The 23435-nt window shown below is 72.1% G+C and carries 16 protein-coding genes; 10 read left to right on the top strand and 6 right to left on the bottom strand.

Features of this window, described 5'->3' with window-relative positions:
• Positions 1–39: 39 nt before the first annotated feature.
• The 3 genes from JMF97_RS26650 to JMF97_RS26640 are packed head-to-tail and all read right to left on the bottom strand — an operon-like array spanning position 40 to position 3250.
• A complete protein-coding gene (locus JMF97_RS26650) occupies positions 40–1164 on the bottom strand; it encodes a sulfotransferase family protein (protein ID WP_203224021.1) in 1125 nt (374 codons plus the stop codon).
• Positions 1161–2093, bottom strand: a complete 933-nt coding sequence (locus tag JMF97_RS26645) for an NAD(P)-dependent oxidoreductase (RefSeq protein ID WP_203224020.1) — start codon at positions 2091–2093, stop codon at positions 1161–1163. The genes JMF97_RS26650 and JMF97_RS26645 overlap by 4 nt, the downstream gene beginning before the upstream one ends.
• 29 nt (positions 2094–2122) lie before the next feature.
• On the bottom strand, positions 2123–3250 hold the full coding sequence (locus JMF97_RS26640; protein WP_203224019.1) for a Glu/Leu/Phe/Val dehydrogenase dimerization domain-containing protein: 1128 nt from the start codon (positions 3248–3250) through the stop codon (positions 2123–2125).
• 163 nt (positions 3251–3413) lie between these two features.
• On the opposite strand from JMF97_RS26640, the gene hppD reads away from it, so the two are divergent.
• From hppD to JMF97_RS26620, 4 genes are read left to right on the top strand one after another with little or no spacing between them, the layout of a single operon-like run.
• The gene (gene hppD, locus JMF97_RS26635; protein ID WP_307817116.1) at positions 3414–4451 is read left to right on the top strand and encodes a 4-hydroxyphenylpyruvate dioxygenase; all 1038 of its coding nucleotides are present in this window, start codon (positions 3414–3416) and stop codon (positions 4449–4451) included.
• Positions 4448–6901, top strand: coding sequence for an aminotransferase class I/II-fold pyridoxal phosphate-dependent enzyme (locus tag JMF97_RS26630; protein WP_203224017.1), 2454 nt, complete (start codon positions 4448–4450; stop codon positions 6899–6901). Before hppD ends, JMF97_RS26630 begins: the two co-directional genes overlap by 4 nt.
• Positions 6898–8394, top strand: coding sequence for an amino acid adenylation domain-containing protein (locus JMF97_RS26625; protein WP_203224016.1), 1497 nt, complete (start codon positions 6898–6900; stop codon positions 8392–8394). The genes JMF97_RS26630 and JMF97_RS26625 overlap by 4 nt, the downstream gene beginning before the upstream one ends.
• A 10-nt stretch (positions 8395–8404) precedes the next feature.
• Positions 8405–9139 carry a thioesterase II family protein gene (locus JMF97_RS26620; RefSeq protein WP_203224015.1) on the top strand — a complete coding sequence of 245 codons (735 nt, stop codon included), beginning with the start codon at positions 8405–8407 and terminating at the stop codon, positions 9137–9139.
• A gap of 20 nt (positions 9140–9159) precedes the next feature.
• Here JMF97_RS26620 and JMF97_RS26615 read toward each other — a convergent pair whose 3' ends face one another.
• From JMF97_RS26615 to JMF97_RS26605, 3 genes are read right to left on the bottom strand one after another with little or no spacing between them, the layout of a single operon-like run.
• Positions 9160–11667, bottom strand: a complete 2508-nt coding sequence (locus JMF97_RS26615) for a non-ribosomal peptide synthetase (RefSeq protein ID WP_203224014.1) — start codon at positions 11665–11667, stop codon at positions 9160–9162.
• Positions 11660–12886, bottom strand: coding sequence for a cytochrome P450 (locus JMF97_RS26610; RefSeq protein ID WP_203224013.1), 1227 nt, complete (start codon positions 12884–12886; stop codon positions 11660–11662). The genes JMF97_RS26615 and JMF97_RS26610 overlap by 8 nt, the downstream gene beginning before the upstream one ends.
• A complete protein-coding gene (locus JMF97_RS26605) occupies positions 12883–13647 on the bottom strand; it encodes an FkbM family methyltransferase (protein WP_238360223.1) in 765 nt (254 codons plus the stop codon). Before JMF97_RS26605 ends, JMF97_RS26610 begins: the two co-directional genes overlap by 4 nt.
• Before the next feature lie 237 nt (positions 13648–13884).
• Here JMF97_RS26605 and JMF97_RS26600 point away from each other — a divergent pair, with 237 nt between their 5' ends.
• The 6 genes from JMF97_RS26600 to JMF97_RS26575 are packed head-to-tail and all read left to right on the top strand — an operon-like array spanning position 13885 to position 23389.
• The gene (locus JMF97_RS26600; RefSeq protein WP_203224011.1) at positions 13885–16713 is read left to right on the top strand and encodes an amino acid adenylation domain-containing protein; all 2829 of its coding nucleotides are present in this window, start codon (positions 13885–13887) and stop codon (positions 16711–16713) included.
• Positions 16710–18245 carry an argininosuccinate lyase gene (locus JMF97_RS26595; RefSeq protein WP_203224010.1) on the top strand — a complete coding sequence of 512 codons (1536 nt, stop codon included), beginning with the start codon at positions 16710–16712 and terminating at the stop codon, positions 18243–18245. The genes JMF97_RS26600 and JMF97_RS26595 overlap by 4 nt, the downstream gene beginning before the upstream one ends.
• Positions 18242–19138, top strand: a complete 897-nt coding sequence (locus JMF97_RS26590; RefSeq protein ID WP_013734190.1) for a GHMP family kinase ATP-binding protein — start codon at positions 18242–18244, stop codon at positions 19136–19138. The genes JMF97_RS26595 and JMF97_RS26590 overlap by 4 nt, the downstream gene beginning before the upstream one ends.
• 8 nt (positions 19139–19146) lie before the next feature.
• Complete coding sequence (locus JMF97_RS26585; protein WP_203224009.1) at positions 19147–21417, top strand: pyridoxal-phosphate dependent enzyme; 2271 nt, start codon at positions 19147–19149, stop codon at positions 21415–21417.
• Positions 21414–22445, top strand: coding sequence for a GntG family PLP-dependent aldolase (locus JMF97_RS26580; RefSeq protein WP_203224008.1), 1032 nt, complete (start codon positions 21414–21416; stop codon positions 22443–22445). Before JMF97_RS26585 ends, JMF97_RS26580 begins: the two co-directional genes overlap by 4 nt.
• Positions 22442–23389 (top strand): TauD/TfdA family dioxygenase, encoded by a 948-nt coding sequence (locus tag JMF97_RS26575; RefSeq protein ID WP_203224007.1) that lies wholly within the window; start codon positions 22442–22444, stop codon positions 23387–23389. Before JMF97_RS26580 ends, JMF97_RS26575 begins: the two co-directional genes overlap by 4 nt.
• The last annotated feature ends 46 nt before the right edge of the window (positions 23390–23435 follow it).

Genomic DNA, 23435 nt, shown 5'->3' with positions numbered 1-23435 from the left:
CCCTGATGCTGCGGTGCTGCTGCTGGTCGCGGTGCGAAGTCACGGACGGTGGAACGCGGCGAACTCCCGGGCCAGTCGGGCCGGATCGAGTCCGTAGTCCTCGGCCCGGTACCGGTAGGCGCCGGTGCTGTACTGCGGGTGGTTCGCGAGGTAGCGGCGCATGGCCGCCTCGGCTGGTGCCGCCAGCCCGATGCCGAGCTGGTCGCAGATGTCGCGCAGGACGGCGATCGGGTCGCGGACCAGGGCGGGGTAGTCCGCCTCGATCAGTTGCACCGTCGGGGGCAGGGCGGTGCGGTCGCGTGCGTACCGACGCAGTCCGGTGCCGACCGCCGTCGACCACTGCCGACCTATCTCGTGCCGGTCGATGGTCGCGGTGCGGGCGCCGCGTACCGTCTCGCAGAGCAGACAGGTGGAGGCCACGGTGACGGCGGGATCGCGGTGCAGCACCACGATCCGCGCGTCGGGGTAGACCTGGACCAGGTCGCGCAGATGCCACAGGTGGAACGGGCACTTGAGGACCACCTGGCGGCCGGGGCGGCGCCACAGGATCGCCTGGAGCTGGCGTCGATGGTCCCGGTACGCCTCGACCATGCCGGTCTCGTCGAGCCAGCGGTCGTACGACGGCACCCGGTAGCGCATCCCGTAGACCATGCTGGCGAAGGCGTTGCCGGTCAGCCGGTGACACTCGTCGGGGCGGTTCGCGTCGAGGAAGTGCATGGACCGCAACAGCGGGGCGACCCGGTAGTACTCGTCGACGTACCCCTGGGCCCGGTCGGCGAGCGTCCGCGCGTCCGCGCCGGGTTCGCTGACAGGCAGCATCAGCTCCCACAACGCGGGTGCCCGCAGCGCGGGATGTTCGGTGAGCAGGTTCTGCACGAGGGTGGTGCCGCTTCTCAGCAGCCCGGTCACGAAGATCGGCCGGTGCACCGGGACGGCGCCGACCTGCGGTACCTGCGCGTGCAGCCGGTCCACCGCGGCGCGCATCCGGAGGGCCGAGACCAGACTGGCGTGTACGGCGGCCGAGCCCTGCGGATGCAGCCTGGCCTCGGCGCGCAGGGCGTCGGCGAGCCGGTGCAGGCCCTGCTGGTAGTGGGCGTCCGGGTCGACGGGATGGCCGGCCTCGGCGAGCATGGCGGTGGTGTCGAGGGTGACCTGGGTGGTCATGCGATCTCCGTCCGGTCCAGGTAGGGGCAGCCGGCAGCGCCCTGCTCGGCCGGTGCCACCGCGGCCGACCAGGCCGCGAACTCGGCGAGGAAGACCTTCGCCACGGCGTGTTCCTCCTCGGGGAAGCGGTACGCCCCGTGCGGCGTGACGAACAACCCGGGCACGCTCCACAGCGGGCTCTGCGGTGGCAGCGGCTCCTCGTCGTGCACGTCCAGTACCGCGCCGCGCAACCGTCCGGCCCGCAACCTGTCGACCAGGGCGGCGGTGTCCACGGTGTCGGCGCGGCCGACGTTGACCACGACCGCGTCGTCCGGCAGCGCCTCGATCACCTGCCGGTCGACCAGACCACGGGTGCCCGGGTTGCTCGGCAGGGTGTTGACGAGGTGATCCGTGTCCGCGGCGGCGGCCCGCAGGACGTGCGGCGGCAGGACCGTGCCGGCCAGTGGTGACGGCCGGGCGGTGCGGGTGACCGCGGTGACCCGTACCCCGGACGCGGCGGCCAGTTCGGCTACCGCCGAACCGATGCGGCCCAGGCCGAGCAGCAGCAGTCGGGACCCGGCGACCAGCCGTGCGTCGGGTAGCTGCCACCGGTGCTCGTGCTGCTGGTCACGGAGTCGGGGCAGGTCCTTGGCCAGGGCCAGGACCGCCGTCCAGGCGAATTCCGCGACGGCACGGACGGGGACGGTGGCGGAGGTGGTGACCCGCAGTCCGGGCGGCGCACCGGCGGCGGCGAGGTGATCCGTGCCGGTTCCGGTCAGGTGCAGCCAGGACAGTCGGGTGCACCGACTCAGCAGGCCGTCCGGCAGCCGGTTGGCGACCAGTACGTCGATCGTCTCCGGCTGCGGCGGGTCGGTCCGCAGGTCGGACGCGACGTCGACGCGTACCTCCGGGTGGGCCGCCTGGAGTGCCCGGGTGATGGCCGGGCCCATGCTCGGGTGGTACACACAGACGCGCGGGCTCATACGCTCAGCGGTTCCGCGGCGGTGGCGCGTGCGTGGACGCGCTGGGCGGCCAGTGTGTCGGCGACGACGCTCAGCGGGCGGTCGGTGCCGTGGGCCTGGGTGATGACCTCGGCCGTGTTGTCCCGGATGATCGTGGCGACAGTCTCGAACAGGGCGGCGACCAGGCTGTCCGGGTCGGTGTACGTGCCGACCGAGTTGGTCAGCAGCATTCCTGTCACCGCCGCCGCCCCGACGTTGACCACCGGGCCGGGCAGGGTGTGTGCGCCGCGCTGGAGGAGCAGCTGCTCGGCGGCGGGGGTGCAGGTCAGGTTGCCGGCCTCGACGAGCAGGTGCGGGATGACCCGGTCCACGTTCGTCTCGTTGACGGCGCCGCTGCCGGCGGCGAGGACCAGGACGTCGGCGGGGACATCGAGCCAGGCGTCCGGCGCGTCGGTCAACTCCAGCCCGGCGGGCAGGCGGCGTCGGTCGATGGTGCCGGTGCTGTCGGTGGCGTCCAGCAGCGCGCTGACCGGGAGTCCGCCGGTGGCGCTGATGGTGCCGAGCCGGTCGGCGACGGCGACGATCGGATAGCCGCGGGCGGCGAGCCCGGAGGCGACCGCCCGGCCGACCACACCGAAGCCCTGGATGACGATGGAACGCACCGCCTCCGGTCCGAGCAGCTGGGCGGCGGCGGTGTCGACCGCCTCGCAGACCCCGAGCCCGGTCACCTCGCGGCAGCGCCGCCACAGTTCGCCCCAACTGCACGGCAGCCAGGGGAGTTGACGCCGGGGATCGAAGCCGGCGGCGGAGAAGAACAGATCCCGGTCGTCGTGCGTGATGCCCTGGTCCGAGCCGAGGTACAGGCCGCCGCGCAGCAGGGGGGTGAGCTGCCGGCCGAACGCCGTCAGGACCTTGTTGCGGTGCGGTCCCGGTGGCAGACCGCAGCGGATGCCGGCCTTCGCGCCGCCGATCGGCACCCCGGCCAGAGCCAGTTTTCTCGTCATCGCCGAGGCCAGGCCGGCGACCTCGTCGACGGTGACGTCGGTGGTCATCCGGGTTCCGCCCATCGCCCGGCCGGCGACGAGTGAGTCGACGACGACGAACGCCTCGACGTCGTTCTCCTCGTCGCGGATAAGGATCCTCATCTGACTGGTCATGCGACTCCGATCAGGGAAAAGCCGCCGGTCACACCGACGTCGGCTGCCGTGGCGGTCCGCGTCCCGCGCGCCGTTGACGAGGCGATACTAAACAACTAACGTGACAAGAGTAAAGGAGACATAACAACAGTCAACAGTGGTGGGAGTCGAAGTGTTCCGTGACATCCCGTACCTGGACCTGGTCACCGACGATCCGCAGAGCGTCATCGGCTACCTGTCCGACCAACTCGCCTTCGCTCCGGCGGCCCGCGCCGCCGACGCCGATCGGCAGGCGTTGGCGTTGCGAAACGGCCCGGTGACCATCGTCGTGTCGTCCCCGGTAGGCGCCCACGGGCCGTACGCGAAGCACCTCGACCGGCACGGCGCGGGCATCATCGACGTCCCGATGACCAGCACCGACCTCGACGCGGACGTCGGCCGGCTCGTACGGTCCGCGACGCCGATGCTGCCCGCGCCGGTCGGTGCCGCCCGCGCCGCGGGGTTCGGACCTGTGGTGCACACCCTGCTCCCCGTCGGAGCCGATCCGCTGCCGCCCGGCCTGTCCTGGACCTACCTGCCCGACCAGCCCGTCTCCCGGGGCGCGCTCGACATCCAGGCCCTCGACCACATCGCCGTCTGCCTGCCCGGGGGCACCCTGCAACAGACCGCCGACCACTACGCCGACGCCTTCGGGCTGCCCCGCTACTCCAGCGAGTACATCGAGGTCGGGGCGCAGGCGATGGACTCGGTGGTGGTCCGCAGCCCGTCCGGAGCCATCACCTTCACCCTCATCGAGCCCGACCTGTCGCACGCGCCCGGACAGATCGACGAGTTCCTCGACCGGCACGCCGGGGCTGGTGTGCAGCACCTGGCCTTCCTCGTCGACGACATCGTCACCGCCGTCCGGCAGGGACGCGACGCCGGGATCAGCTTCCTCACCCCACCGGGCGTCTACTACGAGACGCTGCTGGAACGGGTCACCTCGCTGCGCGACCGCATCGCGGACCTGCGCGACACCGGGGTGCTCGCCGACTGCGACGAGTGGGGCTATCTGCTCCAGATCTTCACCCGCTCGCCGTACCCGCGTCGGACCCTCTTCTACGAGCTGATCCAGCGCAACGACGCCCGTGGCTTCGGCAGCGCCAACATCCGTGCCCTCTACGAGGCGGTGGAACGCGAGCGCCAACGCGAGAGCACGCGGACCCGATGACGGCGTACCTCACCCTCGACGACCTCGCCGCCGCCGCCCGCAGCAAGCTACCCGCCGAGGTCTGGGACTTCGTCGAGGGCGGCGCCGGCCGGGAACGGACCCTCGCGGCCAACCGGGACGCCTTCGAGCGGATCAGGCTCCGGCCCCGGGTGCTGACCGGGGTGACCGAGGTCGATCCGAGCGTCAGCGTCCTCGGTGGCGTCTGGGCGGCTCCGGTCGGCATCGCGCCGCTGGCGTACCACACCCTGGTCCACCCGGACGGAGAGCTGGCCACCGCGCGGGCCGCCGGTGCCTGCGGCGTACCGCTCGTCGTCAGCACCATGGCCGGTCGCGCGTTCGACGAGATCCGCGCAGAAACCACCGCGCCGCTGTGGTTGCAGCTCTACCCGCTGCGCGATCCCGACGCGACGGCACATCTGGTGCGTACGGCCGAGCGGGCGGGGTTCGACGCGCTGGTGCTCACCGTCGACGCTCCCCGTCTCGGTCGCCGCCTGCGCGACCTGCGCAACGGCTTCCGGCTGCCGGACGGCGTCGCACCGGTCAACCTGCCCACGTCCTGGCGCACCGGCGCCGCCCGTCCCGCCGGGCACGCGGAGAGCCACTTCGCGACCGGGCTCACCTGGGACGCCGTCGCCCGGTTGTGCGCCTCGACCACGCTCCCCGTGATCGTCAAGGGGGTGCTGACCGCCGAGGACGCCCGACTGGCCGTCGCGGCGGGTGTCGCCGGTGTCGTCGTCTCCAACCACGGTGGACGGCAACTCGACGGCGCGCCCGCGTCCCTCGACGCCCTGCCCGAGGTGGCCCGCGCCGTCGACGGCGCCGCCGTGGTCCTGCTCGACGGCGGCGTACGCACCGGCGCCGACGTCCTCGGCGCGCTGGCTCTCGGCGCCACGGCGGTGCTGGTCGGACGGCCGGTGCTGCACGGGCTGGCCGTCGACGGGGAACAGGGGGTCGGCGAGGTCCTCCGCATCCTGACCGAGGAGTTCGTCGAGAGCATGTTCCTGACCGGCCTGGCCACCGTCGCCGACATCGATCCGGCCACGGTCACCGCTCCCGCCCTCGTCACCGCCTCGGTCGCCGCTTCGGTCAGCGCCCCGGTCAGCGCCCTCGTCGCCGGCCCGGTCACCGGCCCACCGGAGCCGACTGCCGGTGCGCTGCCGACCGGCCTGCATCTCACCAGCCTGCACGCGAGCCTGCGTCATCCGGTGCTCCGCACCATGACCTTCCTCAACGAGATCGTCGCCCGCTATCCCGACGCGGTGTCGTTCGCGCCCGGTCGCCCCTTCGAGGACGGGTACGACCTGGCGGAGCTGTCCGGGCACCTGAGCGCCTACCTCGAACACCGGCAGGCCGACGGGCAGACCGGGACCGCCCTGACCCGTGAGCTGTTCCAGTACGGCCCGACCGCCGGCACGATCCGCGACATCGTCGCCCGGACGGTCGCCCAGGACGAGGGAATCCACGTCGCCCCCGAGGCGTACGTGATCACGGTCGGGGCGCAGGAAGGGCTGCTGATCACCGTCCGGGCCTTCTGTGCCGACCCCGACGACGTGCTGCTGGTCCCCGATCCCTGCTACACCGGCGTCACCGGCGTGGCGAGTCTGCTCGGCGTGAGCGTCGAGGCGGTGCCGGAGACCACCGACGGTCCCGACCTGGTGTATCTGGACCGCCTGCTGGCACGGCTGCGCGCCGAGAAGCGACGGGCCCGACTGCTGTACCTGGTCCCGGACGCCGCCAACCCCTCCGGCACCACGATGAGCCGCCACGCCCGCGAGCACCTGCTGCGGGTGCTGCGGCCGTACGGCACGGTGGTGCTCGAAGACACCCCGTACCGGTTGCTCGGCCCCGCCGACCGTCCACCCACGCTCAAGGCACTCGATCGACACGGGCAGGTCGTCCACGTGGGATCGTTCGCCAAGTCCGCCTTTCCCGGTGCCCGCGTGGGCTACGTGATCGCCGACCAGACCGTGCACCGACCCGACGGCACCGGCCTGCTGGCCGACGAACTCAGCAAGATCAAGAGCATGGTCACGGTGAACACCTCACCGGTCAGCCAGGCACTCATCGGTGGACTGCTGCTGCGCGCCGGTCACCGGCTCGGCGAGGCCACCGCACCGGCCGCCCGCCGGTACTCGGCGATGATGCGCCTGCTCCGCGCCGAACTGGACCGCCACTTCCCGCAGCCGGTACGCGACCGGCTCGGGATCAGCTGGAACGACCCGGACAGCGGCTTCTTCCTGAGCCTGACCGTGCCGTTCGTCGCCGGCGACGAGCAACTCGACGACTGCGCCCGCAGGTACGGGGTGCTGTGGACACCGATGAGCTACTTCCACGTGCACTCCGACGCCGGGCAGCACGCCGTACGGCTGTCTGTCAGCTACCTCACCGAGCAGGAGATCGTCGACGGCGTCGGGCGGCTGGCCCGCTTCATCACGGACACCGCATCATGACGGCGGCCGGTACGACCCTCGCCGTACCCGAGATGGTGCGCCGGTGGATGCGGCACGCTCCGCACGCCCCGGCCGTACGTCAGGGTGCCCACACCCGCGACTACCAGGCCGTCGCCGGTCTGGCCCGGGCCGTGGCCGACCGGCTCACCGCCGCCGGCATCCGGGCCGAGGACCGGGTCGCGGTCCTGGCCGACCGCAGCGCGGACCTGCCCGCGGTGCTGCTGGGGATCGCCGCGTCCGGTGCAGTTTGCGTACCGATGGACGCCACCCACCCGGCGGACCGGCTCCGCTACGTCGCCACCGACGCCCAGGCCCGTCTCCTGCTCACCGACGGGACGCAACAGGTGCCGCCCACCCTGGCCGGACTGCCGGTGCTGCGCCTGGACACGCTGGCCCCGGTGTCCGGCGAGATCGGCTTCGACGGCCATCCGCACCAGCTCGCCTGCCTGCTCTACACCTCGGGATCCACCGGGCGCCCCAAGGGAGTCGGCGTGACCCACGGCGCGCTGGCCAACTGCCTCACCGCGACCGCCGAGGCGCTGGCCTACGCCCCCGGCGAACGCCTCCTCGCGGTCACCCCGCTCACCTTCGACATCGCCATGCTGGAACTGCTGATGCCACTCACCGCGGGTGGACAGGTCGAGATCGCCGGCCGTGCACAGGCGCGCAGCGGTCCCGAGCTGGCGCGACTGCTGGCCACCACCACGCCGCGCTATCTGCACGCCACCCCCTTGACCTGGCAGATGCTGTTCACCGCAGGCTGGACCGGGGACAGCGGGCTGGTGGCGCTGATCGGCGGCGACCGGGTGCCACCGGCCCTCGGCGGCCGACTGGCGGAGCGCGTCGAACGGGTGCACCACCTGTACGGACCCACCGAGGCCACCATGTACGCGGTCAGCGACATCGTGCCGCCCGGGCCACAACCCGCCGTGCTGCCGATCGGTACCCCGATTCCCGGCACCCGGGCGGTGGTCCTGGACCGTACGCTGCGACCGGTGCCCGCCGGTACGGTCGGCGAACTCTGCCTCGGCGGCGTCTGCCTGGCCCGCGGCTATCTCGGTCGGCCCGCGCTGACCGCCGAGCGCTTCGTACCCGACCCTGATCATCCCGGCGAGCGGCTCTATCGCACCGGCGACCGGGCGCTGGTGCTGCCCGACGGGCGGCTCGAACTGCGGGGCCGGGACGACGACCAGGTGAAGATCCGTGGCCACCGGATTGAGCTCGGCGAGATCGAGAACGTGATGAGCGAACACCCCGACGTCGCGGTGGCCGCCGCCGTGGTGGTACCGGTCGGCGCGGACCAGCGTCTCGTCGGGTACGTGCAGCTGCGCCCGGCCGCGTCGGCGTCGGCGCTCGACACGCTTCGCGCGTACCTGCGCGACAAGCTGCCCGGACACATGCGACCCACCGCGATCGGGGCGCTGCGCACCATGCCCACCACGACGACCGGGAAGGTGGATCGCGCCGCGCTCGCGCGGATCCGTCTGCCCTGAGGGAGGACCCATGACGGTAGACACCGCACGCGCGAACGGATGGTTGCTGCGCCCGGTCGAGGGCGATCCGGCCGCTCGCCTGTTCTGCCTGCCGTACCTCGGTGCCGGCGCGTCGATGTATCACCGCTGGCCGCGCCGCATCGGCGAGGTCGAGGTCTGCCTGCTGCAACCACCGGGTCGGGAGAACCGGCTGCTGGAACCGGCCCACCAGGCGTACGAGCCGTTCGCGGAGGATCTCCTGGCCGCCGTCGAGCCGTTGTTGGATCGGCCGTACGCCCTCTTCGCGCACTGCAACAGCGTCTTCGCCGCGTACGTGGTGGCGCTGCGGCTGGCCGCGGCCGGCCACCGGCCACGGCGCTTCTTCGCCTCCTCGATGGTCGCCCCCGACCAGGTCCCGTTCGGCAGCCTGCTCGACGTACCCGCCGACCGCCTGCCCGAGGTCGTCGCCGACCTGATGCGGGCGCGCGGCACCGAACCCTCACCGGAGATCGTCGAGCTGGCGATGGAGGCGGTCGAGTCGGATCTGCGCGCCTACCGTGACTTCGGTGGTGCCGCCCCCGCACCCATGCCCTGCCCGGTCACCGTGCTCTCCTGGCGCGACGACCGTACGGTCCCGCCGAGCCTGACCACCGGCTGGACCCGGTTCGGTCAGGACCGGGCGGTCAGTCTCGACGGTGACCACTGGGCGTTCCTGGACCCCTCGCCGGCCCTCCTGCGGATCATCGCCGAGGATCTGGCCGGCTGAGGGGTCCACCGCACCGGGGACTACAGCCGGGCTACCGCTGCGGCGAAGTCGGCAAGCACCGGCTTCTCGAACAGCAGCCGCATCGGCAACCGGTTGAGCTGGTACGCCTGCCGCACCGAGCCGATCATCTGGGCCGCCACCAGCGAGTGTCCGCCCAGCTCGAAGAAGCTGTCGGTACGCCGTACCTGGGCGACACCCAGCGCGTCCCGCCACAGGCCGGCGATGCGCTGCTCGTCCGGGGTCTGCCACTGCTCGACCGGCCCGGCGGGCGCCTCGCCGGACGACTCCGGCAGGGCGGCACGGTCGATCTTGCCGCTGCTGTTCAGCGGCATCGCGTCCAGCACCACGTAGCCGGCCGGGAGCATGTACTCGGGCAGCGCCCTGCTCAGCGCCGCGCGCAGCGCTCCGCGTAGCGCCACCGGGTCGGTGCTCGCCTCGTCGACGGTCAGGTACGCGACCAACCGGTCGTGGCCGCCGTCGCGGCGCATCACCACCACCGCGTCGCGCACCATGGGCTGAGCCATCAGATGATGCTCGATCTCGCCCAGTTCGACCCGGAAACCGCGCAGCTTCACCTGATGATCCACGCGCCCGAGGTGGTACAGCCGGCCGTCGTTACCGAATCGACCGAGGTCACCGGTGCGGTACATGCGCGAGCCGGCCGGGCCGTGCGGGTCGGGCAGGAAGGCCGCCGCGGTCACCGCCGGCTGCCTGCGGTATCCACGGGCCAGGCCCACGCCGGCCACGAAGATCTCGCCGGGCGCCCCGACCGGTACCGGCCGCAACCGGTGATCGAGCAGGTAGACCGCGAGGTTCGGCAGGGCGGTGCCGATCGCGGGCGCGTCGGTGACCGGGGCGGCGACGTCGCTGAACGTGGCACACACAGTCGTCTCCGTCGGGCCGTACGCGTTGACGAACCGGCGGCCCGGCGCCCAGGCGGCGGCCAGGTCGGTGTCGCACTGCTCCCCGGCGGAGACGACCAGGCGCGGGTTGCCGAGGTCGTCCGGGGTGAGCGCCCGCAGCAGGGTCGGGGGGTACGTGCCGACCGTCAGTCCCAGCTCCCGGATCTCGGCGGCGATCTCGGCCGGGGCCGCCTCGGCGGTGGTGAGGACGCCGAGGGTCGCCCCACCGGCGAAGGCCATCGTCATCTCCCAGACGGAGGCGTCGAAGGCCGCCGAGGAGAACAACGACACCCGGTCCTGCGGACCGACCGCGAACTCGTCGCGCAGGGTCACCGCCAGGTTGGCCAGCCCGGCCTGGGTGACCTCGACACCCTTGGGTCGCCCGGTCGACCCGGAGGTGTAGATGAGGTAGGCCAGTTCCGCCGGATCCGGCAGGTCAGCGACGGGCGTGTCGGGCTGGGCGGCGATCGCGGCCTCGTCCCGGTCGAGCAGCAGCAGCGGGCCGGTGTGCGCCGCGACCGCGACGGCCTCGCTCGCGGTGCTGACGACGAGTGTCGCGTCGGCGGCGTCGAGGATGTCCCGGAGCCGTTCGGCCGGGTGGCGGGGATCGAGCGGCAGGTACACCGCCCCGCTCTTGAGCACGGCGAGGAAGCTCAGTGGCAGGTCGATGCCGCGTCCGACGCAGACGCCGACCACCCTGCCCGGCCCCGCGCCCGCCTGCCGCAGCTGATGTGCCAGCTTCGTGGCCCGGACGTCGAGGTCCCGGTAGCTGATCGAGGAGCCCCGGGTCCGGACCGCGGTGGCGTCCGGATGGGCCGCGGCGATCTCGGCGAACAGTTGCGTCGGTACGGCAGTGACCGGCGTCGCGCCCGGTCGGGGCAGACGGTCCAGCAGCTCCTGGTCGGCCGGGCTGAGCATCGGCAGGTCGGACAGGCGCGTGCCGTCCTGCGCCGCGGCGCCCGCCAGCAGCAGGGTGAGCTGGTGCAGCAGCCGCTGCGCGGTGGTGGCGGTGAACCAGGGCGACCGGTGGTACAGCGCGGCACGGCTGCCGTCGTCGGCCCACCACAGCTGCAACTCCGCGCCGTCGGCCATCGCGGGTGGCGTGTCGGAGACCGAGACCACCAGCTGGGGCGGCCCGGCGATCGCCGACAGCGTCGACGCGTCGAGGTTGCGGTGTGCCAGCGCGTCGAGCAGTACCTCCCGGGTGCGGCGCAGCACGTCGGTGAAGGTGGGCTCGCCGGAGCAGTCGAGACGTACCGTCACGGGCAGGACGTGCTCCGGGTGCCGGGCCCTCGCCAGGGGCGTGGTGACCAGGGTGTCGTCCTGCCCGGTCAGCCGCGACGCCCAGGCGGCCACGGCGGCGGTCACCACCATCAGAGTGCTGGCCCGCTCGCGTCGGGCCAGCACGGCGACCGCCCGGCCGACGGTCGGGGGCAGGGTCAGTTCGCAGGAGGCGGGGGAGGCGGGCGGTCCGGACACCGGCGGTCGGTCGTACGGCAGGCCGAGCCGGGGCGGCGCGCCCCGCAGGTGCCGCCGCCAGTACTCGACGTGTCGCGGGTCGTCGCTCAGGTCCGTCGGCGTGCCGGGCCTGCTCGTCGGTCCTGCGGAGGTCAGCGCCTCAGTCACGATCGTCCTCCAGATGAATGCGTACGGGAAGCTGGTCCAGACCCCACATCAGGTTCGACCTGAGCCGGCGGACCGGTCCGGTCAGCTCGAAACGCGCCACCTGACTGGCCAGCGCGTCGAGGGCGACGCGCAGTTCGAGCCGGGCCAGGGCGGCGCCGATGCAGAAGTGCTGCCCCATGCCGAAGGTGACGTGCCGGTTGGGCCACCGGGTGATGTCGAAGCGGGACGCGTGGGGGAACGCCGCCTCGTCGCGGTTGACCGCCGGATTCCAGATGGTCACCTGTTCACCGGCCTCGACGAGTTGCGGGCCGACCACCACGTCGGTGAGTGCGGTACGCATGACGTGCAGGCTCGGCGCGGTCCAGCGCAGGATCTCCTCGACGGCGGTCGCCATGACCGCTTCCGTGTCGTGCCGCATCCGCTGCCACTGCGTCGGGTTGTCGATGAACGCCAGCACCCCGCCGGCCGTGGCATGCCGGGTGGTCTCATTACCGCCGGTCAGGATCCCGTTGATGTTGACCTGGATGTCTTCGTCGGACATCCGGTAGCCGGCCGACTGCCCGGTCACCATGGCGCTGACCAGGTCGTCGCCGGGGCGGCGTCGGCGTTCGGCGATCAGGTCCGCCGAATACAGGAAGATGTCGGCGTGCGCCTGCTCCTGCAGCTCCGCGCTGATCGGGTCGCCGCCGTCCTCGGTGACCGAGCCGAACGCGGTACGGGTCAGCTCGATCATCAGGTCCCAGTCGTCGCGGGGTACGCCCAGCAGTTGACAGGTGACGTAGAGCGGCAGCCGTCCGGCGATGCGGTCGACGAAGTCGAACGAGTCGAGATCGCGTACCTCGTGGAGGAGCTGCCGGACGATGGCCCGCATGCTCTCCTCCAGCCGTCGCACGGATCGTGGGGTGAAGGCCGGGTTGAGCACGTCGCGCATCCGTCGGTGCCGGGTGCCGTCGGTGACGATGAGCATCTTGCCGGCGGAGGCCCGTCCGGCGGCGCCCTCCCCGCCGATGCGCATGCCGCGCTCGGAGGTGAAGGACTGCCGGTCCTCGTAGACGGCGGTGGCGAGCCGATGGGTGGTGATCGCCCAGAACTCGGAGCCGTCCGGCCGCCGGTTGCGGTACATCGGGACGTGCTCGCGCAGGTGGTCCCAGACCTGGTACGGGTTGCCGCTGACGTACAGCTCGGGGTCGCCGAGGTCCACGTCGGTCAGTTGGTTCACCGCGCACCTCCGGTGGGGCGTACCGCGAACAGTTCGAAGATGTCGGTGCCGGTGAGCAGCGGATCCTGGGCCACACCCACCCGGTATCCGCGTTCGGTGAGTTCCTGCCGCAGCTGGTGCAGCCGTCCGCCGATGTCGTGCAGCTGCACGACGACCTGCCGGATCGTGGGCCAGTGCCGCTCGGCGATCCCGCGCAGCACCTCGACCTCCGCCTTCTCGACGTTGATCTTCAGCAGGTCGATCGGCTCACCGCCCAGCTCGTCGGCGACCTCGGAGAAGGTGCGCAGCTCGCAGGTGAGCGTCTCGCTGTCGTGCCGGTCGGCCACCATCTCCTCGATGTCGTCGGTGTCGAACCCGCTGTTGGCCAGGAAGGCCCGGGTGAGCTGTTCGTCGTAGCCGCGATCGGCGTGGAAGCTGGTCATCGCGGTGATCTGCGGATAGTTGGTCAGCACCGCCCTGCCGGGCCGGTCGGACAACGCGAACGGGTAGGCGGCGCCCCGGATGCGATGTTCGGCGAAGTTGGCGGCGAGTGCCTGGTAGCACCGGGGTGCGGGTTCGAAGGCGAAGACGCGGCTTGCGGCCTCCCAGTGGAAGAAGAGTGAGGCCACGCCGACGTTCGCCCCCACGTCGAAGACGGTCCCACCTGGCGTCAGGGTGACGCCGTGTTGCAGGTAGGCGCGTCCGGTCACGATGTTGCGGTACATCAGGCTCGTCTCGCCAGCATTGAGTTGCATGACGTCGTAGCCGTTGGGCAGGCGCATCCGTTCCACGCGCCGTACCTCCGTTTCGGTCGACCCTTCGTACCCAGCCATTCAGTCACTTAATATTGACTGTAGTTGTGCAGAGATTACAGTAGTTGTCGGACGCTGACTACGGATCGGTGCTGGGGGAGGGGCGAGTACGTGACAGAGTCGCTACCGGAATTGGTCGACCACCATCGATGGGAGCTGTCCGAGGCCGCGGCTACGGCCGTGACGAGGGCGGCCCGCAGCGCGCAGGTGCCAACCCGACAGGTGGTCGCGGCGGCCTGGGCCAAGGTCAGGTCGGTCCTGACCGGTGACCCCGAGCTGCCGCCCGGACCCTGGCGCGGCCTGCTCGGCACCGACACCGGCGAGGCCACGCCCACCGGCGAACCGCCCACTGCCGTCTGCCTGGAACACCCCGCCGACCTGCTGCGCGGCGTCGACGCGTCACGAACCGGCGAGTACCTGGACGGGGTGCTGCGGGCCATCGCCGCCGACCTGGACGCGCCGCACGAGAAGCACTCGCTGCTCACCGGCAAGGACGTCTGGCGGCAACTGCACGTGCTCCACGGCGAGCTGCGCGAGCTGCCCGACCGCCGGGCCCACGAGCTGATCGGCGAGCAGGCCCGCCGTACCCCCCATGCGGTCGCCGCCGTCCGCGGCGACCTGCGCTGGACGTACGCCGAACTGGACCAGCGCGCCAACGCGGTGGCGAACCGGCTCCTCGCGGCCGGCGCCCGTCCCGGCGACGTGGTCGCCGTGCTCAGCGACCGGACCCTGCCCTGGGTGGCCGCGATCCTCGGCATCCTCAAGGCCGGCCTGGTCTACCTCCCGGTCGACCCGGCCTACCCGCACTCCCGGATCGCCGGCATCCTGCGGCGCAGCGGCACGAGGCTGCTGCTGGCCGAGGTGCCGACCGAACCGATCGCCGACGTGCCGGTGCTGCCGCTGGAGGCCGCCGGACCGACAATCGACCCACAGGTGTCCGTACCGGCCGACGCCCCCGCGTACATCTACTTCACCTCCGGCTCCACCGGTGAGCCCAAGGGCGCGGTCTGCGCCCACGCCGGCATGCTCAACCACCTGAGCGCCAAGATCGACGACCTTGGCCTCACCGAGCAGGACGCCGTCTGCCAGAACGCGCCGCAGTGCTTCGACATCTCCCTGTGGCAGGTGCTGGCGCCACTGCTCGTCGGTGGGCGGACCGTGCTCGTGCCGCCGCAGGTGATCCTCGACGTCGAGGCGTTCGTGTCCACCCTCGACCGGGAGCGGATCACCGTCCTGCAGGTCGTCCCCTCGTACCTCGAAGTCCTGCTCGGCCACCTCGACCTGAGTCCGCATCAGCGTCCGGCGCCACGGATCGTCTGCGTCACCGGCGAGGCGATCTCCCGCAGTCTGGTCGCCCGCTGGTTCGGGTGCTTCCCCGACGTTCCGCTCGTCAACGCCTACGGTGCGACAGAGGTCTCGGACGACACCACCCACGAGATCATGCGTACGCTGCCCGCCACCGAACTGGTGCCGGTCGGCCGCCCGGTGCAGAACGTCTCGGTGTACATCCTGGACAGCCAACTCGCCCTGGTGCCCTTCGGTGCACCCGGACAGATCGCCTTCGCCGGCATCTGCGTCGGTCCCGGCTACATCAACGACCCGGACCGCACCGCGTCAGCCTTCGTGCCCGACCCGTTCCGACCCGACCAGCGGATGTACCTCACCGGCGACTACGGTCGATGGCTGCCCAACGGGCATCTGGAGTTCCTCGGCCGGCGCGACGAACAAGTCAAGATCAGCGGGATGCGGGTCGAGGTCGGCGAGGTCGAGAACACCCTGCTGCGGGTGCCCGGGGTGCGCTCGGCCTGCCTGGTGGTGGTGCCGATCGGGACGAGCAAACGGCTGGCCGCCTTCTTCACCGCCGACGAACCGGTGCCGGACCTCAAACGGCGGTTGGCGGACCAGCTGCCGGCCCACCTGGTCCCCTCCACGGTGCACCAGCTCGACGCGTTGCCGCTGACCGAGAACGGCAAGGTCGACAAGGCCGCACTCGTCGCCGCGGCGCTGCGCGCCGGGGCTCAGGCAACCGTGTCCCAGGAGCGTGAACAGGCGACCAACCCGCTGGAGCGCCGGCTCGCGGCCGCCTGGGCCGAGGTCCTCAACCGTCCGCTCGAGGACATCTACCGCACCGACAACTTCTTCGCCCTCGGCGGTGACTCGCTCTCGGCGGTCCGGCTGGTCGTCAAGCTCAAGCACCTCATCACCCTCACCACCCTGACCAGCAACCCGGTGCTGGCCGACCTGGCCGAGGCCGCGAGTCGTACCGGTCAGGCACAGCTGCTCCAGGCCCTGGCCACGCCGCAGGAGCCGGTGGCGACGGTGGTGACCGTGCCCGACGCGGCCGGCACCGCCCTCAACTTCCAGCCGCTCGCCGCCGGCCTCGCGGCGACGAACTGCGCTCTGCTCTCCACCGAACTGCCCGGGCACGACCTCGCCCGCCCCGAGGAACCACTCGCGGACGTGGCACAGGTCGCCACCCGGCTGGCGGACGAGATCGCCGCGCGGGTCGACACCCCACTGATCCTCTGGGGCCAGGGCAGCGGCGCGGCCGTCGCGGTGCAATGCGCTCGCCTGCTGCACGAGCGGGGTCGACCCGCGGCCCAGCTCGTCCTCGCCGCGGCCACCGCCGACCCGGATCAGCTCGCCGCGGACCTCGCCGAGGTGCAGGCGATGGGGGAGGGGGAGATCCGCCGGCACATGGCCGCCCAGGCGACCTACACCGAACTCGACGAACTCAAAAGCGAGCGGGAGGCGCTCATCGAGCGGGCGTACCGACACGACACCCTCGGCGCCGCGCGTTTCCTCCAGCACGCGCACGACGGGTGGCCGGCGCTCACGGTGCCGACCTGGGTCGTCGTCGGCGACGACGACATGCGGCTGGCCACCGAACCCCGTCCCGAGCTGGCCTGGCGGCACTTCGCCCCGACCGCCGAGCAGGTCGTCCTGCCCGGTGCGGGACGACACTTCCTGCGCACCCACGCCGACGAGGTGGTCACCCTCCTGCGGTCGATCGTGACCACCCGGACCGGCGCGTGAACGGGCAGCCCGTCGGGGACCCGACCGCGATGCCGCTCACCGGGCGGCTCGGCCGTACCCCGTCCGCCGTCCTGCACGAGCACGTCCTGGCACCTCAGTTCCAGTTCGAGGTCGAGCACCTGCTCGGGTGGTACCGGGTCGTCGAGCGGGTGCTGCTGGCCGAGTACACCCGGATGGGGCTGATCACCGAGTCCGAGGCGGCCGCCATCGCCGTACTGCTCGACACGGCCACCGCCGACCGGATCACCGCCGACCCGGCCGCCAACCTCTCCGACATCTGCCTGGCGCTGGAGCGGCACGTGCTGGCCGGGCTGACGACGGTGCCGCCCGCCTGGCACGTCGACCGCAGCCGCAACGACATCCAGGCCACCGCCCAACTCCTGTACGCCCGCAGCGAACTGCTCGACATCGCCGAGGCGCTGGTGGAGCTCACCCGGGTTGCCCGGCACCGGGCCGATGCCGTGACGCACCTGCCGATGCCCGGGTACACCCACCTGCAGGCCGCCCAGGTCAGCACGCCGGGCTTCTTCCTCAGCGCCCTCGTCGAGCACTGCCTGCGGACGCTCCGGCGACTCCTGGCCACCTACGACGAGATCAACCTGAGCCCGCTCGGCGCGGGTGCGCTCACCGGCCAGGAACTGCCCTGGGACCGGGACCGGATGGCCCTGCTGCTCGGCTGCGCCGGTCCGTATCCGCACGCCCTGACCGCCGTCGCGTCCCGGGCCTGGGCGTTGGAGATCGCCGGCGAGCTGTCCCACTTCGGGGTGGGCACGAGCCGGTTCGTCACCGACCTGATGGCCTGGGCCAGCAGCGCGTACGGCTTCGTCGAGCTGCCCGACGAACTCGCCGGAATCTCCGCGGCCATGCCGCAGAAGAAGAACTATCCGGTGCTGGAACGGATCCGGGGTCGTACCGCCCACCTGACCTCCCTCGCCCTCGACCTGGCCACCGCGCAACGGGCCACCCCGTACAGCAACATGGTCGAGGTCTCCAAGGAGGCCGGGGCGTACCTGCACGACCTGTTCCGATCCGCGCGCGGCGTGCTCGCCCTGCTGCGCACGGTGCTGGAGAACCTGGACTGGCGACCCGAGGCGATGCGGGCCGCCTGTGACCGGGAGTTCCTCGGCGGCTTCACCCTCGCCAACCGGCTCACCCTCGACGAGAACGTCCCGTGGCGGACCGCGCAGGTCATCGTCGGACGGTACGTCAGCGCCAAGCTGGCCGCAGGTGACCCCCTGGACCGACCCGACGCGTCGTTGCTGGCCGATCTGGCCGAAGCGGCGGGGTACCGGTTGACCGACCCGGCGGCGCGGCTGCGCGGGCTCGACAGCGAGGGGCAGTTGGCCGTCAAGTGCTCTGCGGGGTCCGCCCGTCCCGACCAGGTCCGTGACCTGCTGGACCGCCAGGGCGTCGCGCTCGACGCGCTGGCCGGGCAGCTGGGACGTCGTCGGGCCACCGTCGAATCCGCGATCCGGGAGGTCCACAGCCTCTTCGCGGTCGGCTCGCCCACCGGGGCGCGAGGACCGGCGTGAGCACCGGACAGGCGCACCGGTCCCGGACCGCCACCGGCGTCAGCTCCGCCTTCGGCACCTTCGGTGAGCTGCTCCAAGGGGTGCTGCCGGATCAGGTCGACTTCCTGGTCACCATGCCGATCGCCCGATGGGCCACCGCGACCTTCGAGCTGGCCGCCTCGGGCGGGGTCAGCGTCACCCCCGCCCACAAGACCAAGGCCCGACGACTGGCCGAGTCGATCCTCGCCGTCCACGCGCCCGGCGCCGGGGGACGACTGACGCTCGACGGCACCATCCCCGAAGGCAAAGGGCTGGCCAGTTCCTCCGCCGACCTGGTGGCGACCGCCCGCGCGGTCGCCAACGCCCTCGGGGTCCACCTGCCGGACACCGACATCGAGGACTTCCTGCGGGAGATCGAACCCACCGACGGCGTCATGTACCCGGAGGTGGTGGCCTTCGACCACCGGGCGGTACGGCTGCGCGCCCGGCTCGGCGTACTGCCGCCGCTGACCGTGGTCGGCATCGACGAGGGCGGCACGGTGGACACCGTCGCGTTCAACCGCATCCCGAAGCCGTTCCCCGCCGCCACCCGCGCCGAGTACGCCCGTCTGCTGGACACCATCACCACCGCCATCGCGGTGGGTGACCTGGCGACCGTCGGACGGGTGGCCACCCGCAGCGCGGAACTCAACCAGCAGCTGCGGCCCAAGCGGTCCCTGACCGCGATGCTCGCGATCTGTGCCGAGGCGGGCGGGGTCGGTGTCGTGGTGGCACACAGCGGTACGGCCATCGGCGTACTCCTGCCTCACCAGGCGCTCGGGTACGAGCGCCGCCTCGATCTGACCCTGCGCCGCTGTGCCGAGCTCAGCGACCAGGTCCTGCTCTACCACGCCCTGTGCGTGGACTACCGATAGGAGCTGCGGTGCGTTTCGACTCCATGGTGGACGCGATCGGGCACACGCCCCTGGTCCGGCTGCGGGCCTCCGGGGACGTGCAGTTGTTCGCCAAGCTCGAACTACAGAACCCGTACGGGATGAAGGACCGGGTCGCCCGTGAGGTGGTGCTCGCGGCGCGGGAGTCCGGTGAGCTGGCCCCGGGGGCGCCGATCGTGGAGAGTTCCTCCGGGACGTTGGCGCTCGGGTTGGCGCTCGTCGGGACCGTGCTGGGCCACCCGGTGCACATCGTCACCGACCCCCGCATCGACCCGATCACCCTGGCCAAGCTCCGCTCGCTCGGCTGTGTCGTGCACGTGGTGCCGGCGATGGCGCGCCACGGCTGGCAGAGCGCGCGCCTGGAGCGCCTCGCCGAACTGCGTCGGGAACTGCCCGGCGCGTACTGGCCGCAGCAGTACGGCAACCCGCTGAACCCGCGCGCGTACCAGGCGCTGGCCCGGGAGATCATCACCGACCTGGGACCGGTCGACGTGCTCGTCGGCTCGGTGGGCAGCGGTGGCTCGCTCTGCGGTGCCGCCCGCGCGCTGCGCGCGTACCGGCCGCAGTTGCGGGTCGTCGCGGTCGACTGCGTCGGCAGCGTCCTGTTCGGTCAGCCCGACCTGCCCCGCCGTCGGCAGAGCGGGCTGGGTAACAGCCTGCATCCGGAGAACCTCGACCACACGGTCATCGACGAGGTGCACTGGCTCAACGACCGGGAGGCCTTCGCCGCCACCCGCGACCTCGCCCGGGAACAGGGCATCTTCGCCGGCAACTCGGCCGGATCGGTGTACCAGGTGATGAGAGGGCTGACCGGGCTGCTCGCCCCGGGCACCCGGGTGGTCGGCATCCTGCCCGACCGGGGTGACCGCTATGCCGAGAACCTCTACGACGACGGGTACTGGGCCGAGCAGAAGCTCGACGACCTTCCGCTGGCCACCGAGCCGGTGCAGGTGCCGTACGGCAGCCGCGTCACCTCGTGGTCGTACGCGCCGGTGCCGCCCCGGGAGCTGATCTTCGTCGAGTCCAACACCACCGGCACCGGCATGCTCGCCCTGCACCAGGCGGTACGACTGGGGCTGCGCCCGGTCCTGCTGACCCATCGTCCGGGCCGGTACCGCGGGCTGCCCGAGACCCCGGCGGAGGTCGTCGAGTGCGACACCAACGACGTCGACGCCCTGCGCGCGCTGCTGTCCCGGCGGCGGTCCCTGGCCGGGGTCACCACCACGAGCGAGTTCTACCTGGAGACCGCGGCCACCCTGGCCAACGGCCTCGGCCTGCCCGGTAGCAGCGCCGACGCGGTGGCGGCGTGTCGGGACAAGGCGCGCACCCGTGACCTGCTGAGCCGGGCGGGGTTGCCGCAGCCGCGGTACTCGGTGGTCCGTACGCCGCACGAGGTCGCGGCTGCGGTGGCGCGGGCCGGGCTGCCCTGCGTGGTCAAGCCGACAGGCGACTCGGCCTCGACCGGGGTGCGGCTGTGTCGCACCGAGGCGGAGGCGCAGGCCCAGGTGGCGGCGCTGCTCGCGGTCACGGTGAACGTCCGGGGTCAGGTCGTCGCGCCGGCCGTGCTGGTCGAGCAGTACCTGCGCGGTGCGGAGGTGAGTGTGGAGACCTTCGCCGCCGACGGGCGCGTGGAGGTCGTCGGCATCACCGACAAGTCGATCGGTCCCGAGCCGTACTTCGTGGAGACCGGCCACCTCTTCCCGGCGCCGGAGCGACCGGAGAGCGAGGCGGTCCGACGGACCGCCCGCTCGGCGCTGGCCGCGGTCGGGCTCGCGCACGGCGCGGCGCACGTCGAGATGCGGCTGACCGAGGCCGGACCGGTCGTGGTCGAGATCAACGCTCGGCTGGCCGGCGGCATGATCCCCGAACTGATCCGCCTCGCCACCGGGCTGAACCTGGTCCAGCGGCAGCTCCGGGCGGCGAGCGGACTGCCACTGGAGCCGCTGGCACCCGCGACCCGGTACGCCGGGATCCGCTTCCTGACCACCGCGACCACCGGGGTGTTGCATGCCGTCGACGGCGTCGAGGAGGCCGCCGCGCTGCCGGGCGTGCACGACGTGACGGTCACCGCACCCGTCGGTGCCGCCGTCGGCCCGGCCACCGACGCCTACGGGCGACTCGGCTGGGTGATCGCCGACGGCGACAGCCCTGAGCAGGTACGGGCCCGCCTCGACCAGGCCCTGGCCCGGATGGCACTGGACGTGACTCCCGCGTCGGACGGTACCGCCGCGGCTGACGAGAAAGTGACGGTACCCGCATGATCGAGATGCGCAGTGACACCTTCACCCTGCCGACGGAGCAGATGCTCGCCGCGATGACGAGCGCCACCCTCGGCGACGACGTCTACGGCGAGGACCCGACCGTCCGTGAGCTGGAAGAGACGAGCGCGCAGCTGACCGGCAAGGAGGCGGCCTGCTTCCTGCCGAGCGGCACGATGGCCAACCTCTGCGCGATCATGGCCCAGGTGCCACGCGGCGCGAAGGTCATCGTCGGCGACGAGTCCGACATCTACCTGTACGAGGCCGCCGGAGCGAGTGTCTGCGCCGGGGCGGCCTACGAGCCGGTCCGCACCGACGAGGACGGACGTCTTCCGCTCGACGGGCTCGCCGCGGCCTTTCCCGCCGACCCGGACGACCCGCAGTTCGCGCTGCCCGCGTTGATCTGCCTGGAGAACACCCACAACCGGGCCGGCGGCGTCGTGCTCGACGAGGCGTACCTGCGCGCGGTGCGGGACTTCGCCGACGAGCGACAAGTTCCCGTCCACCTCGACGGGGCGCGCCTGTTCAACGCCGCACTGGCCGCCGGTACCACCGTCGAGGCCGTCGCGCGGCACGCCGACACCGTGCAGTTCTGCCTGTCCAAGGGGCTCAGCGCTCCGGTCGGTTCGATGCTCACCGGCCCCGCCGAGGTCATCGGCCGGGCCCGCCGGGTGCGCAAGTTGCTGGGCGGTGGGATGCGGCAGGCGGGTGTGCTGGCGGCGGCGGGGTTGATCGCCGTGACCCGGATGCCGCAGCGACTCGCCGAGGACCACGCGAACGCGCTGCGCTTCGCCGAAGGGCTGGCGCAGGTGCCCGGGGTGACGGTCGACCCGAAACGGGTGCAGACCAACATCGTCCTGTTCCGGCTCGCCGACATGCCGTGGGAGCGGTTCGTCGCCGAGACGGCCGACCTCGGACTGCGGGTGGCGGAGTTCGGGCACGGTCGGATCCGTGCCGTGACCCACCGTGGTGTCAGCCGTGCCGACGTCGACCGGGCCGTGGAGATCGTCGGGCGGGTGGTGGCGCGGTGACCGCGGTCGCGAGCGGCGGCCGGGTCGTCGAGCCGTGGCCGGTCCGCGCCGACGCCGACGACTGGCTGTACGACAACCGTGTCGAGCTTCGTCAGCGGCTCACCGAGACCGGTGTGGTGCACCTGCGTGGGCTCGGGCTGGATTCCCCCGAGCGGTTCGCGTCGGCCGTCGAGGCACTGGTCCGGCCCTGCCCGCGTCGGGAACCGTTCGCACCCCGGCCGCACCTGGGCGGGCCGGTGTACGGGCCGCCCGCCTGGCCGTCGTACCGGGACATGTGCCCGCACAACGAGCAGAGCCAGGCGCTGGTGTTTCCCGGCACGCTGCTGCTGGCACACCCGCCGGGGGCGGCGACGAGCGGGCGGACCCTGCTCGCCGACGGGGTCGAGGCGTTGTCCCGGCTGCCGTCGCGGGTACGGGACGCGTTCGTCACGCGGGGGTGGATGCTGGTCCGCAACTTCCGGCCGTACGTGGGCATGGGTTGGCGGCAGGCGTTCGGGGTGGAGACCGTGGCCGAGGTCGAGGCGTACTGCGCCGGACAGTCGATCGGGTACGAGTGGCTGCCCGACGACACGCTGCGTACCCGGCAGGCTCGGGCGTCGACGTTCACGCATCCGGTGACGGGCGTGCCGGCGTGGTTCAACCAGATCGCCTTCCTCAGCGAGTGGAGTCTCCAGCCGGAGGAACGCGAGGTGCTGGTGGGGGCGTACGGCCGTGCGGGGCTGCCGTTCAACACCTTCTTCGGTGACGGGGAACCGGTGCCGGCCGAGGACCTGGCGGCGGTGCAGGAGGCGATCGACGCCTCCACGTTCGACCTGTCGTGGGCACCGGGGGACCTGGTGCTCGTCGACAACGTACGGATGGGGCACGGGCGTACCGCCCACGCCGGCACGTGGCCGTTGTGGGAGGCCCAGGGCGACCCGCTGTCGGCTGTTGACTTTGCATGACTCCTGTCATGACTTGAGCCGTCAACTCTGGTAAATTCCGTTGTCA

Source organism: Micromonospora fiedleri, assembly GCF_016774385.1.
GTDB lineage: Bacteria > Actinomycetota > Actinomycetes > Mycobacteriales > Micromonosporaceae > Micromonospora > Micromonospora gifhornensis.
Note: the sequence above shows the minus strand (reverse complement) of the source record. Positions and strands in the feature narration are given on the sequence as shown.

Bases quoted from the DNA above. Each gene is read 5' to 3' on its own strand.
- JMF97_RS26650 (WP_203224021.1), bottom strand. From the start codon at position 1,164: ATGACCACCCAGGTCACCCTCGACACCACCGCCATGCTCGCCGAGGCC.
- JMF97_RS26645 (WP_203224020.1), bottom strand. From the start codon at position 2,093: ATGGGCCCGGCCATCACCCGGGCACTCCAGGCGGCCCACCCGGAGGTA.
- JMF97_RS26640 (WP_203224019.1), bottom strand. From the start codon at position 3,250: ATGAGGATCCTTATCCGCGACGAGGAGAACGACGTCGAGGCGTTCGTC.
- JMF97_RS26630 (WP_203224017.1), top strand. From the start codon at position 4,448: ATGACGGCGTACCTCACCCTCGACGACCTCGCCGCCGCCGCCCGCAGC.
- JMF97_RS26625 (WP_203224016.1), top strand. From the start codon at position 6,898: ATGACGGCGGCCGGTACGACCCTCGCCGTACCCGAGATGGTGCGCCGG.
- JMF97_RS26620 (WP_203224015.1), top strand. From the start codon at position 8,405: ATGACGGTAGACACCGCACGCGCGAACGGATGGTTGCTGCGCCCGGTC.
- JMF97_RS26605 (WP_238360223.1), bottom strand. From the start codon at position 13,647: ATGCGCCTGCCCAACGGCTACGACGTCATGCAACTCAATGCTGGCGAG.
- JMF97_RS26580 (WP_203224008.1), top strand. From the start codon at position 21,414: ATGATCGAGATGCGCAGTGACACCTTCACCCTGCCGACGGAGCAGATG.